Below are 12,960 nucleotides of genomic sequence, written 5' to 3' on the forward strand. Positions count from 1 at the left end.
GCTTTCAAACTATTATTCTTTTCTTGGTTCAGTTGCCCTTCCGGAGGCGCTTTGCGCTTGCCTTTCCTTCTGGCGCTTTACTAATATATCTAACCTCAATTGAAATTGTCAAGCTTTTTGAGAGAAAAAAATGGAAAATCTTGAAAAGCTTACCGGATAATAGTTGTAGGCTATATTGCTAAAGAAAAAGCAGAAAAGGAACCATCAACTGTGAAAAATTTTGCGTTACCACCTCTTTTAATTCTCGATCCAATGCTTAGCGCTTGGTTAATAGAGGATATTGGACGAGGCGATCGCACAACTCAAGGTTTATTGACAACCGAAAATCCTTGGATAACAGCACAGTGGGTAGCAAAAGCTTCTGGAATCGTTGCTGGTCTACCATTTGCAGCGAGAGTATTTCAGCTTTTGTGTGAGAAAACTAGTTTCGTCGCTACTACTAATGAAGGGCAATGGTGTCAACCAGGACAAGTGATAGCACAAATAGAAGGTTCACTAAATGCGATCCTTACAGGAGAACGAGTAGCGTTGAATTTAGCTATGCGTTTGAGTGGGATTGCCACTTTGACACGAAAGTATGTAGAACAGCTAGCAGAACTGCCTACGCAGTTAGTTGATACCCGCAAAACAACACCAGGCTTGAGGTTACTTGAAAAATATGCAACTCAAGTAGGTGGAGCGAGAAATCATCGCATCGGTTTAGACGATGCAGTCATGATCAAAGATAATCATATTGCTGCTGCTGGAGGAATCAAAAACGCGATCGCCCGCATTCGCGCTCAAATTCCTTACCCTTTAACCATAGAAGTTGAGACAGAAACGATTGAACAAGTACAAGAGGCTTTACAGCATCAAGCAGACATTATCATGCTTGACAATATGCCTGTAGAAGTGATGCAACAGGCAGTTAAACTGATTCGTCAATACGATCCTCACATTAAAGTTGAAGCTTCGGGCAATATTACATTAGAAACAATTTATCAAGTAGCATCTACTGGAGTTGATTATGTTTCGACAAGTGCTCCTGTGACTCAATCTTCATGGCTTGATTTAAGTATGAAAATTAAAAGCTAGGGTTGTAGTATAGAACTTCTTGACTGCTGTGATGTTTCTTCTTCTTAACCCTTAACTTTATGAGTGCGACGCTGGATCAATTAAAACATCGATTTACACAAGCTTTAGTTGCTGCTTTTGGCAACAATTATGCTGAAGTAGATCCAATACTTGTACCTGCGAGTAATCCCAAATTTGGTGACTATCAATCTAATGTAGCTTTATCTTTGAGTAAGCAATTAAAACAGCCAGCACGAGCGATCGCTGAACAAATTACGGACAAGCTGGATGTAGCTGACATTTGTGAACCACCAAGTATTGCGGGTCCTGGGTTTATCAATTTATTGTTAAAGACCGAATATTTAGAAACACAACTGCGTTCTAGCCAGACAGATCCAAGATTAGGTATTGCATTAGCGAAAACTCCTAAGCAAGTTGTTGTTGATTTCTCTAGCCCGAATATTGCGAAGGAAATGCATGTAGGACATCTGCGTTCTACAATTATTGGGGATTGTATTGCACGAATTTTAGAATTTCGCGGTCATGATGTTCTGCGGCTAAATCACGTTGGAGATTGGGGTACGCAGTTCGGAATGTTGATTGCTTACTTGCGCGAAGCTTACCCTGATGCATTGACTACAGCTAATGCTTTGGAACTTGGAGATTTAGTTGCTTTTTATCGCAAAGCCAAGCAACGGTTTGATGAAGACGAGACATTCAGAGAGACAGCACGACAGGAAGTTGTAAAACTGCAAGCAGGAGTAGAAGATACTCAAAAAGCTTGGCGATTATTGTGCGAACAGTCACGGCGTGAGTTTCAAGTTATTTATGACTTACTTAATGTTCATTTAACAGAGCGGGGAGAATCTTTTTACAATCCATTGTTAGCAGCAGTTGTAGAAGATTTAGACCGCCAGGGCTTACTTGTAGAGGACGCAGGAGCAAAATGCGTTTTTCTAGAAGGCTTTACTAATAAAGAGGGAGATCCACTGCCGTTGATTGTGCAGAAATCAGACAGTGGTTACAACTATGCGACAACTGACTTGGCTGCACTCCGTTACCGAATTAAACAAGATCAGGCAGAACGGTTAATTTATATCACAGATGCGGGACAAGCAAATCACTTTGCACAGGTGTTTCAAGTAGCACGACGGGCGGGTTGGATTCCTAGTAATGTAGAAATTGTTCACGTTCCCTTTGGTTTGGTTTTGGGAGAAGATGGAAAGAAACTCAAAACACGCTCTGGAGAGACTGTTCGACTGAAAGATTTACTTGATGAAGCGATCGCGCGATCGCGTGCTGATCTAGAATCTCGGTTAAAAGCAGAAGATCGAAGTGAGACAGAAGAATTCAAAGCTAAAGTCTCCCAAGCCGTTGGTATCAGTGCCGTTAAATATGCTGACTTAAGTCAAAACCGGACAAGCAATTATATTTTTAGTTACGACAAAATGCTTGCCCTGCAAGGTAACACGGCACCTTATATGCTGTATGCGTATGTGCGAATTCAAGGCATTAGTCGTAAGGGACAAATAGACTTTGAACAACTAGGTTCAGAAGCACAAATTTTCTTACATGAACCAACAGAATTTACGCTAGCCAAACACCTATTGCAACTAAGTGAAATCCTCAGTGGGGTTGAGCAAGATTTGATGCCAAATCGCTTGTGTCAGTACTTATTTGAACTCAGTCAGAAGTTCAATCAGTTTTACGATCAGTGTCCAGTTTTACAAGCAGAAGAACCGACACGGACATCTCGGTTACTCTTATGCGACTTAACCGCGAGAACACTGCAACTCGGATTATCTTTACTAGGTATATCTGTTGTTGAAAGGATGTAGATTGTTGAAACCGCTATCAGCAACTCGCACAAGTTAACTCAGGCATTAATCGGTGTAAAATCTGCTTGAGTACCGTTGCTGTCCAATCAACATCTGCTGTTGTGACGTCTCTTCCTAAAGTGAGACGGAGTGCACCTAATGCTTGCTGGTGAGTATAGCCCATTGCAGACAATATTGGACTTGGAGAGAGCTTACCGCTATGACAAGCTGAACCAGAACTAATAGCAATTCCAGCTAAGTTCAGTTGGCGGACAATGGTTTTACCAGTAATGTTTTTATTGGTATGTGTGAGGCAAAAACTCACATGATGTGGGAGGCGGGATGTAGGATCGCCTGTAGGAATTAAATAAGGTGTGTCGCTGAGTAAATTAAAAAGGCGATCGCGCAGTTGAATCAAGCGTGGTGTCTCTATAGTCATGTCTTGTGCAGCCAATTCAGCCGCTACACCAAATCCTGCAATCATTGGTACAGCCTCTGTGCCAGAACGTCGGCGTGATTCTTGTCCACCACCACCAAGCAGAGGGACTAGCTCAATTCCAGGACGTATATAGAGTGCACCAGCACCTTGAGGACCATAAATTTTGTGACTAGAAACCGAAAGTAAGTCAATTGGGAGATGTTGTACATTAATCGGTAATCTTCCAGCAACTTGCACCGCATCAGTATGAAATAAAGCACCATGCATATGCGTAATTCTACTTAAAGAATCAATTGGCTGTAATGTTCCTACTTCACTTTGTCCATAAATAATTGAAACTAAGACTGTATTGCTGCGTAATGCAGCTTTTAATTCTAATGGACTTACTCTTCCTTGCGCGTCTACTGGTAAGCGAGTGACTTGCCAGCCCCATTGTTCTAGTAGTTTGACTGGCTCAGCGATCGCAGGATGTTCTACTTGAGAAATAATAATATGTTGTGGTTGTGAGTACTGACGCGCAACTCCCATAATTGCTAAGTTATCTGCTTCAGTACCGCCAGACGTAAAAACAATTGATTCGGCGGATGCATTAATTAAGCTAGCAACCTGCATTCGCGCTTGTTCCACTACTGTGGCTGCACGTCCACCCCACTCATGTAAGCTAGAGGGATTACCCCAATATTGTGTTAAAACTGCTTGCATTGCAGCGATCGCTTCAGGGCGTGGCGGTGTTGTCGCACTGTAGTCTAAATAAATTTGCATGGTGTCAAGCTCTAAATCATTCAGCAACCAGCTAGCTAGGGTTACTTCTTTCAGGATATCGCTTGAATGACTGTGCGATCGCACATTACTACTGGGAAAACTCGGTTTAGTAGCAATTCATAAATTATTCTGTGCGTCTATTATCTGTCACTGCCAGCCGCCTATTAGTTTTACTGTCCTTAAGTTTAACTGCGTGTCAATCGGTACAATCACAACAAAAACCGCAACCTCTACCACAAGATCCTTTTGTTGAAGCGTACTTTAATCACATAGAAGCAGCAAAGTATCAAGAACCTTATCGCCAGCAAAAACGTCAGGGTGACAATTTAGAGCAAAAAATTGTTGAGGCGATCGCTTCTGCCCAAGCTACAGTGGATGTGGCAATTCAAGAGTTACGTTTACCGAAAATTGCTCAAGCCTTAGTAGAACGTCATCAAGCTGGAGTACAAGTTAGAGTTATTTTAGAAAATAACTATAGTCGCCCGTGGAGTAGCCTTACTGCTGCAGAAGTTGAGAAACTCACACAGCGCGAACGCAGCCGCTATCTAGAATTTCGGGCTTTAGTAGATCGCAATAAAGATGGCAAAATAACTGCTGAGGAAATTAATCAAGGTGATGCTTTAGTCATCCTTAATCAAGCGCGAGTTCCTTGGATTGATGATACTGCGGATGGTTCAGCAGGTAGTGGATTGATGCATCACAAATTTGTCGTTGTTGACAAACAAACCGTAATTGTGACATCTGCTAACTTCACGACAAGTGATATTCATGGTGATTTTAGTTCTCCTGGCAGTATAGGTAATGCCAATAATCTTTTAAAAATTGATAGCCCAGAGTTAGCCAAGCTATTTACTGAAGAATTTAATTTAATGTGGGGTGATGGTCCAAGTGGTCAACTTGACAGCCAGTTTGGTTTAAAAAAGCCATTGCGATCGCCGCAATATGTTCAAGTTGGCAATAATCATATTTCAGTACAGTTTTCTCCAACTTCGCCTACTGTTTCTTGGCAAAACAGCACGAATGGTCTAATCGGACAATTTCTCAATACAGCTACTCGTTCAGTAGATTTAGCTTTGTTTGTCTTTTCAGAACAAAGGTTAGCAAATATTCTAGAGACTTCGCATCAGCAAAATGTCCAAATTCGAGCATTAATTGAGCGAAGTTTTGCGTTTCGCACTTATAGTGAAGCGTTAGACATGATGGGAGTGGCGTTAAGTGATAATTGTCATTATGAAAAAAATAATCGTCCTTGGCAAAATACGATCGCTACTGTTGGAACACCACAATTACCGCAAGGCGATTCCCTACATCACAAGTTTGCTGTTGTAGACAAACGAATTGTTATTACAGGCTCGCATAACTGGTCAGCTGCAGCAAATGCAAAAAACGATGAAACATTATTAATCTTACAAAACTCAACTGTTGCAGCGCATTATGTACAGGAATTTGAGCGACTGTATGCAACTGCACAACTAGGCGTACCAGTCAGTGTTCAAAAGAAAATTAGGGAACAACAGCAACAGTGTGCGCAATTTCAATCTGCTGATGCAGCCAACAAGAACACAGCCGACAAAGTTAATCTCAACACAGCTAGCTTAGAAGAACTCACTGCATTACCTGGCATTGGTGAGAAACTAGCACAAAGAATTATCACTGCACGTCAGGAACAACCTTTTACATCTCTAGCAGATTTAGAACGCATATCAGGAATCAGTACAAATTTAGTAACTAGGTTAGGCGATCGCGTGACTTGGTAATTAGCTTGTTATCCTGAAAGAAGCTCTGCTGCTTATGCTTGACTAGAATTATGACCCAGCAACCTGCACGCATTTGTATTCTCGGTGGTGGTTTTGGTGGTCTTTATACTGCCTTAAGATTGTCACAATTACCGTGGAAGTCACAAAAACCAGAAATTGTGCTTGTCGATCAAAGCGATCGCTTTTTATTCTCACCATTACTTTACGAACTCCTGACAGGTGAACTACAAACTTGGGAAATAGCACCACCATTCTCAGAAATATTCGCTGGCACAGGTATACGTTTTTATCAAGGAACTGTTACAGGTATTAATATTGACGAACAGCGAGTTCATTTACAAGAAGGTTCAGAAATTCCTTACGATCGCTTAGTTCTTGCATTAGGTGGCGAAACTCCACTCGATATGGTTCCTGGAGCAACATCATATGCTTTTCCTTTCCGAACGATTGATGATGCGTATCACCTAGAAGCGCGACTGCGACTGCTTGAAGAGTCCCCTGTTGACAAAATCCGCGTAGCAATCGTAGGAGGAGGTTACTGTGGCGTCGAGTTGGCGTGTAAATTGGCAGATCGCTTGCAAAATCGCGCCCGCATTCGTTTGGTCGAAATGACGGATCAGATCTTGCGGACATCACCAGAACACAATCGCATTGCTGCTAGTAAAGCTTTGGATGCGCGGGGAATTTGGATTGATTTGGAAACGAAAGTCCAAGAAATTGAACCACAGGCGATCGCACTCGAATACAAAAATCAAGTTGATACAATTCCTGTAGATATCGTCATTTGGACAGTAGGAACGCGGGTTTCACCTGTTGTGCGATCGCTTCCTCTCAAGCAACAGCACGGTAAATTAACAACAACATCCACTTTACAAGTTGTAGACCATCCCGAAATTTTTGCTCTAGGGGATTTAGCTGACTGTCGTGACGCAGAAGGGCAACAAATACCCTCTACTGCTCAAGCTGCATTTCAACAAGCAGATTACGTAGGCTGGAACGTCTGGGCTTCATTAACAGAACGTCCTTTACTTCCCTTCCGCTATCAACATTTAGGTGAAATGATGACGTTGGGAACAGACAACGCTACTTTTACAGGTTTAGGAATTAAGCTTGATGGTCCGTTAGCTTATGTAGCACGTCGCTTAGCGTATCTTTATCGTATGCCTACACTAGGTCACAAACTCAAAGTCGGGATTAATTGGATCACTAGCCCGTTTACTGAACTAGCTGAATAGTTTTAACAGTAACGATTACCAGGGTATGATTAGAGGCAAACAATTTCTACTTAGATTCCGCGATCGCCGTAGGCTAGCAGCTAATAACAGATGATGCAAAAACCAAAGATCATTTTTCTTGATGCAGTTGGTACGCTTTTCGGAGTTAAAGGTAGCGTTGGTCAAGCCTATAGTGAGGTAGCACAAAAATTTGGAATCTACATCTCAGCTAAAACATTAAATCAAGCATTTCTACAAAGTTTCCAAGCGGCTCCACCACCAGTCTTTCCAGAAATGGAACCAGATGAGATCGCAGCGTGTGAGTTTCATTGGTGGAAATCAGTTGCACAGCAAACTTTCCAGCAGGTGGGCGTTCTTAATCAATTTACTGATTTCTCTGCTTTCTTCACAGAATTGTATCGGTATTTTGCAACTGCTGATCCTTGGTATGTGTATCCTGACGTTGCTCCGGCCTTGGAGCGTTGGCAACAGATGGAAGTTGAGCTAGGAATAATATCAAATTTTGATTCTCGACTCTACTTAGTTCTAGCAGAGCTTGATTTAGACAAGTTCTTTACTTCTATCACTATTTCTACTGAAGCAGGCGCAGCGAAGCCCGATCAGGAAATTTTTATGACAGCACTCGCGAAACATAACTGCAGTCCTGAGCTAGCCTGGCACATTGGTGATAGTTGGAATGAAGACTATCATGGAGCAACAGCAGCTGGAATTAAAGCATTTATCATTGACCGTAGCACGTAGTTATACTCGTTATTAAACTAAAACCTAGCTAATGTTGATCTAGCTAGGCTTTGAGCAAGAAAGCTGATTGTTCAGTAATCTAGTTACGTGCAATAAGCTGACTTGCTTCTATTTCTAGCATTTGAACTAGTTTTTGGTCGCCTCTAGCCCGCGCTACTTCCAACCGATGTTCCAAATTTTGACGAATATTAGCAATGTGAGTGTGATTTAACTGCGTTAAAGCTTTTTGGCGGTTGCTCATTATTGATTCTTGCTGTGGCATTGACTTAGCTACCGCTTTATCTTCGTACTGTCGGCGTAAGATACTTGCTTCCACATCTATTGGATGTCCAGAGGAGTAGCTAACTCCGCGATACTTTAGTCCAACTACAGGTTGAGGTGTAGGAATATGTCTTGGGTAGTGATGTTTCCAACTTACACCTCGATATTGTCCGCCCGCTTCACCTTCTATCATCTCAGTAGCAGGTGTACATGATTCATAGTTAATCCCTCTGTACTTAAATTTCATCTCCCTAGCCTTTTCTATAAATTACTTGAGTTTAGGTTTTGATTATGTAAGGCGCGTTCCTTCGGGAGTGATCCCTACTTCCGTCTCTACAAAACATCTAACTTAAGGCAGATCTTGTAAAAAAGTAGAGATGAACGTTTTGTTTTCTGTATCCTACTTTACTGTTTATTATCAAAAACGTCAAACTTAACAAGACTTAATATAATAGCAAATATGTTTTGATAAATGACTTATAAAGACTTTTGTCTAAATTTAAAACTTTAAAATCTATTCAGTAAGAGCACTGCATCAATAAATTTATTAGTCACAACGCTGCATTAATCTTTAGACTGCAATAGAAAAGTAGATGTGTATAGATGTTTAGGTATCTTTGTACAACTTAAATTCCACTGAGAAACTTGAGAAGAACAATTATATGTATTGTTCCAATGAAATAATTCAGTTACTGGTATTGGTAAACCAATATGATAGCCTTGAGCATAATCAATACCTAATTGATGTAATAGCTGTATAGTTTCTGAATTAGCTACAAACTCAGCAATTGTAGAAATAGATAGCCCACGGGCGACTTCTACAATTGCTTTAACTAAGTGACGATCTAAAGTATCTTTCGCGAGATTTTTAATAAAACTACCATCTATTTTGAGGTAGTCTACTGGTAAGTGTTTGAGTTGCGAAAACGAAGAGTAACCTATGCCAAAATCATCAATAGCAAATTGGCAACCCATTTGCTTGAGCGTATTAATAAATTTACGGGCTTGAGAAAAATCAGCGATCGCAGCCGTTTCGGTAATCTCTAATATCAAAGATGCAGGATTTACCCCTGTTGTGGCAAGCTCTCTTTGAATCATCGGCAAAAGTTCGCTATCAGATAATGATTTGCCAGAAATGTTAACTTCTAATCTCAAATCATTACCTACTTTTGCATGACTAGCAATTAAATGAATTGCTTGACGAACAACCCAGCGATCAATATGAAAAATTAATCCACAGTTCTCAGCAATTGGTAGAAATGTATTAGGACAAATAACCTCTCCATCTTTACCTAGCATCCGAATTAAAACTTCGTAGCAAGAAGTACTGTTACTTTGCAAATCTAAAATGGGTTGACAGTAGAGAACAAATAAGTCTTGCTCAAGTGCTTCGCGAATTTGATTTTTCCAGAAATTTCGCGACTGGATTTGAGCTTGCCAATGAGGATCAGGAGTGTAAAAGCTAAAACAATTGCTACCAAGTTCTTTTGATTTATACATTGCAAGATCTGCATAAGCAAGGAGTTCATCTGCAACAACTCCATGCTCTGGAAACAGAGTAGCACCCAAGCTTGCTGTTACTCTTACTGGTTGACCATTTGCAATAACTACATGATTTTCAAGTGCATTTAAAATCTTTTGCTGAATTAAATGAACTTGACTCATAGAAGTTTGTGGGATAAGTATGGCAAATTCATCTCCACCCAAGCGTGCCAAAATATCTTTATTTTCTACTTGCTCTTGTAGTAAAGTGGCAAGATTTCTAAGCAGATCATCTCCTGCCTTATGCCCAAAAGTGTCATTAATATCCTTAAAGTCATCTATGTCTATTAAGATTAAGGCGCCACAATGGCGATCGCGCTGTGCTAGCTCTAAATAATACTCAAGTTGAGCTTGAAAGTAGCGGCGATTGAACAAGCCAGTTAAAGAATCGTGGTTAGCTAAGTATGAAAGTTGCGCTTCTAAACGCTTACGTTCAGTAATATCGCGAGCAATAGTAGCAACAAAATCAAGCTCCCCAGAAGTTGAGCTTTTGGCAACAACGACTTGTGAAACAGGAATTTCTTCTTTGTTGCGGTTGAGTAGTGCCATTTCTCCGTTCCAAACTCCATGTGAAAGAAGAGTAGGTACGACTTCATTAAGAAAAACTTTATTCACCCAGTTAGGGTGACAGTGAAAAACACTAAGCTGTGAAATGTCTTGTTGGGCATCTAACCCTAGCATATTTCGACCAGCTTGATTAAGATACAACGGTTTTCCTTGACTATCCGCAATTCCAACAAAGTCTGTTGTTGCTTCTAAAATTGCAGTGAAGCGGGCTTGCGCTGCTTCAGTTCGTTTGCGCTCAGTGATGTTTTCTACAGTACCTTCATAACATAATAATTCGCCATGCACGTTACGCACAGTTCGCGCATTTTCTGAGATCCAGATAGTACTACCATCTTTGCAGTAAACTTGCGATTCAAAGCCAGATACAGCATTGTGTTGTTGTATCAAATCAACAAACTCAGCACGACGATGACGATCGACATAAAGTTGATATTCAATATCAGTTACATTTGCAATAAGTTCTGCAGGTGACTCATAACCATAAATTCTTGCTAATGCTGGATTTGCGCTGAGATACTGTCCTGTGGGTGTAGTTTGAAAAATCCCTTCACTTGCATTTTCAAAAATACTACGATACTTTTCTTCTGCTTGCCGTAGTGCTCCTTCAGTTTGTATTCGTTTTGTTACATCGTAAGCAGAAACAACGACAGCCTGCTTTCCTATAAAAGTTAGGGAGTGGGAGGAAATTTCTACGTTAATGATAGCTCCATCTTTTTTACAGTGTCTCCAAACACCATGAGAACTCATCTCAGGCGTCAAATATTTGAGTTACTGCATCAAACGGGCTATATCTTCAGGCGGACGAAGATCTTTAATCGTCATCGATAAAAATTCATCACGTTTGTAGCCATAATGCTGAATGGCAGCATTGTTTACAGCAAGAAAAGAAAGAGTTTCAAGGTCGTACACCCACATTGGACAAGGGTGACTTTCAAATAATTCTCGGTATCTTTGTTCGCTTTCCTTGAGAGCAACTTCCGAACGCTTAAGTTCAGAAATATCGGTAATAAATCCCTCTAATCCAAGAATTTCTCCATTACTATTAAAAACTCCATTACCCTTTTCCCATAACCACTTTAGCTCACCTGACTTTGTGAAAATACGGTACTCAATGACATACGGTCGTTTTACTTCTACGGCTTTCGTAATGCTTTGTAGAACTCTAGATAAATCTTCTGGGTGGGTGATAGCGTTATACAATCCTGTAGTTCCTGTCAGCTCATCACTTCGATAACCTGTTAATTCTAAGCAACCTTCGCTGACGTAGGTCATTGTCCAACCAGGATCATTACTACAAACAAATGCAATTCCTGGTAGTGAGTCAATCAAAGTTGTTAATCGACGTTGACTTTCTGCTAACGCTACTTCTGTACGCAAGCGTTGTGCAGTGAAAACTTCCTGAAATTCTAAAAATAGAATAACTATAGTTGTAATGATAGTAGCTTCTGGTAGTGAAAAGTGAGTGAAATTGTTTACTACAAATGCTAACTGTTGCCCAGTATGTGTAGAAAATGCAGATTTCTCCATATAATAGTAGGTTCCAACACTAATCGCGATCGCAGTTGCAACATAGAAAATCCACCAGTTAGATGCCACTTTTGAGATAATATGATGTTCATACCATAATCTCAATAAGCAACCAAAACTCATACCTCCAATCAAAGTTGCTATCAACAACGAGTAATAATCAATTTGTAGTATTGGCAGTGATAACATTGGTACTCCAAAGCAGCTTACTCTTGTAAAAAACTTTTCTATAAGAGGATTAATGGTCAAGAAATAATGATATAAACTGTCAAAAATTAATATCTTAAATAAAAAAGATATCAAGAGAATTATAACGACAACAATCAAACTGTTAATTTGCATCTGTTGTGATTGATTGTATGCTATCAAGCCTATCAAATAAATTAAGTACATACTGGTTTCTAAAGCGATCGCACTACCAATAAGTACTTCTCTACGCAAATAAAGCGTTCTCCAGAATTCTGAAGGTTCTTCTAACACAGTAGAAGCAATTGTTATGACAGTCACTATTGAAATAATCAAATACAGATTATATGTAGCTATCATGACTAGGCATTTTTATATACGTTAATACATTGCTGCACTTTCAACGTGATATTTGATTTTCCATCAAACAAATTCTTATTATTCAATTTATTTGTGCCCTATCTTGTCATCTTTTTATTCTGTGTTAGTACTGATATTAAATATGGTAATCTTAGATTTTTTAACCTCACTTAGTTGATCAATACTGCTAAGTCACTGAGATGGTAAGTAAAAAATTGGTAAACTCTCAGATTCTTTTATAATATTTTAGTTAAAGATATATAGCAAAATTGGACAAAAATGGGTGTCAATTTTCAAGAATAATAGCAGTAGTGTGCGTGGGATTAAGAAATTAATTGATACCTGGCAAAGGTACTCGGAATTAACACGGTTTATAAATTAGCCAATAACGTGCAGAATATAGAAAGAATTACGCTTAGGTGACACAGTAAAACTATGGCTGTTAAAAAGGGAGACTTAGTTCGTGCCGTTCGGGAAAAGCTAGAAAGCACTTTAGAAGCTCAAGCTAGCGACGCACGTTTTCCGTCATACATTTTTGAAACTAAAGGGGAAGTTTTGGAGATTAAAGGGGATTATGCACTTGTTGTATTTGGACAAGTGCCTACTCCAAACATATGGTTGCGGGTAGATCAGCTAGAGTCATTTAAGTAAATTGTCGATTGTTATTGATTCATTTTGTGTCTTAGTAGCAAGCAATGGGAAATTGTCTTCTA

General features: G+C 39.9%; 10 protein-coding genes and 1 riboswitch. Of the genes, 6 read left to right on the plus strand and 4 right to left on the minus strand.

Translation table 11 applies throughout. The features are described from left to right. The first annotated feature begins 252 nt into the window (after positions 1 to 252). On the plus strand, positions 253 to 1,074 hold the full coding sequence (nadC, locus tag IQ230_RS17215; protein WP_228055086.1) for a carboxylating nicotinate-nucleotide diphosphorylase: 822 nt from the start codon (positions 253 to 255) through the stop codon (positions 1,072 to 1,074). Positions 1,075 to 1,133: 59 nt separating this feature from the next. Continuing rightward, positions 1,134 to 2,891 carry an arginine--tRNA ligase gene (gene argS / locus IQ230_RS17220; protein WP_193933498.1) on the plus strand — a complete coding sequence of 586 codons (1,758 nt, stop codon included), beginning with the start codon at positions 1,134 to 1,136 and terminating at the stop codon, positions 2,889 to 2,891. 16 nt (positions 2,892 to 2,907) lie between these two features. Here argS and IQ230_RS17225 read toward each other — a convergent pair whose 3' ends face one another. Continuing rightward, positions 2,908 to 4,071, minus strand: coding sequence for a cysteine desulfurase family protein (locus IQ230_RS17225; protein ID WP_193933500.1), 1,164 nt, complete (start codon positions 4,069 to 4,071; stop codon positions 2,908 to 2,910). A 131-nt stretch (positions 4,072 to 4,202) separates the two neighbouring features. Here IQ230_RS17225 and IQ230_RS17230 point away from each other — a divergent pair, with 131 nt between their 5' ends. The 3 genes from IQ230_RS17230 to IQ230_RS17240 all read left to right on the plus strand — a co-directional run bounded on the left by IQ230_RS17230 (position 4,203) and on the right by IQ230_RS17240 (position 7,804). After that, positions 4,203 to 5,828 carry a DUF655 domain-containing protein gene (locus IQ230_RS17230; RefSeq protein ID WP_193933502.1) on the plus strand — a complete coding sequence of 542 codons (1,626 nt, stop codon included), beginning with the start codon at positions 4,203 to 4,205 and terminating at the stop codon, positions 5,826 to 5,828. A gap of 50 nt (positions 5,829 to 5,878) precedes the next feature. Continuing rightward, positions 5,879 to 7,063, plus strand: coding sequence for an NAD(P)/FAD-dependent oxidoreductase (locus tag IQ230_RS17235; protein WP_193933504.1), 1,185 nt, complete (start codon positions 5,879 to 5,881; stop codon positions 7,061 to 7,063). A gap of 93 nt (positions 7,064 to 7,156) precedes the next feature. Beyond that, complete coding sequence (locus tag IQ230_RS17240) at positions 7,157 to 7,804, plus strand: HAD-IA family hydrolase (RefSeq protein ID WP_193933553.1); 648 nt, start codon at positions 7,157 to 7,159, stop codon at positions 7,802 to 7,804. 79 nt (positions 7,805 to 7,883) lie between these two features. On the opposite strand, the gene pirA is transcribed toward IQ230_RS17240, so the two are convergent. The 3 genes from pirA to IQ230_RS27715 all read right to left on the minus strand — a co-directional run bounded on the left by pirA (position 7,884) and on the right by IQ230_RS27715 (position 12,208). Beyond that, a complete protein-coding gene (pirA, locus tag IQ230_RS17245) occupies positions 7,884 to 8,312 on the minus strand; it encodes an arginine synthesis PII-interacting regulator PirA (protein ID WP_193933506.1) in 429 nt (142 codons plus the stop codon). Positions 8,313 to 8,362: 50 nt separating this feature from the next. Then, positions 8,363 to 8,451, minus strand: a riboswitch (Glutamine riboswitch). Between the two features lie 178 nt (positions 8,452 to 8,629). Next, on the minus strand, positions 8,630 to 10,921 hold the full coding sequence (locus IQ230_RS17250) for an EAL domain-containing protein (RefSeq protein WP_193933507.1): 2,292 nt from the start codon (positions 10,919 to 10,921) through the stop codon (positions 8,630 to 8,632). Between the two features lie 21 nt (positions 10,922 to 10,942). Continuing rightward, positions 10,943 to 12,208 (minus strand): PAS domain-containing protein, encoded by a 1,266-nt coding sequence (locus IQ230_RS27715; RefSeq protein WP_193933509.1) that lies wholly within the window; start codon positions 12,206 to 12,208, stop codon positions 10,943 to 10,945. Positions 12,209 to 12,682: 474 nt separating this feature from the next. On the opposite strand from IQ230_RS27715, the gene ndhO reads away from it, so the two are divergent. Beyond that, positions 12,683 to 12,898 (plus strand): NAD(P)H-quinone oxidoreductase subunit O, encoded by a 216-nt coding sequence (gene ndhO / locus IQ230_RS17260; protein ID WP_099702765.1) that lies wholly within the window; start codon positions 12,683 to 12,685, stop codon positions 12,896 to 12,898. The last annotated feature ends 62 nt before the right edge of the window (positions 12,899 to 12,960 follow it).

The sequence above is a fragment of the Gloeocapsopsis crepidinum LEGE 06123 genome, assembly GCF_015207655.1.
Classification (GTDB): domain Bacteria; phylum Cyanobacteriota; class Cyanobacteriia; order Cyanobacteriales; family Chroococcidiopsidaceae; genus Gloeocapsopsis; species Gloeocapsopsis crepidinum.

Excerpts from the sequence above, each read along its gene's own strand:
- nadC (WP_228055086.1), top strand. The coding sequence starts at position 253 with ATGCTTAGCGCTTGGTTAATAGAGGATATTGGACGAGGCGATCGCACA.
- argS (WP_193933498.1), top strand. The coding sequence starts at position 1,134 with ATGAGTGCGACGCTGGATCAATTAAAACATCGATTTACACAAGCTTTA.
- IQ230_RS17225 (WP_193933500.1), bottom strand. The coding sequence starts at position 4,071 with ATGCAAATTTATTTAGACTACAGTGCGACAACACCGCCACGCCCTGAA.
- IQ230_RS17235 (WP_193933504.1), top strand. The coding sequence starts at position 5,879 with ATGACCCAGCAACCTGCACGCATTTGTATTCTCGGTGGTGGTTTTGGT.
- IQ230_RS17240 (WP_193933553.1), top strand. The coding sequence starts at position 7,157 with ATGCAAAAACCAAAGATCATTTTTCTTGATGCAGTTGGTACGCTTTTC.
- pirA (WP_193933506.1), bottom strand. The coding sequence starts at position 8,312 with ATGAAATTTAAGTACAGAGGGATTAACTATGAATCATGTACACCTGCT.
- IQ230_RS17250 (WP_193933507.1), bottom strand. The coding sequence starts at position 10,921 with ATGAGTTCTCATGGTGTTTGGAGACACTGTAAAAAAGATGGAGCTATC.
- ndhO (WP_099702765.1), top strand. The coding sequence starts at position 12,683 with ATGGCTGTTAAAAAGGGAGACTTAGTTCGTGCCGTTCGGGAAAAGCTA.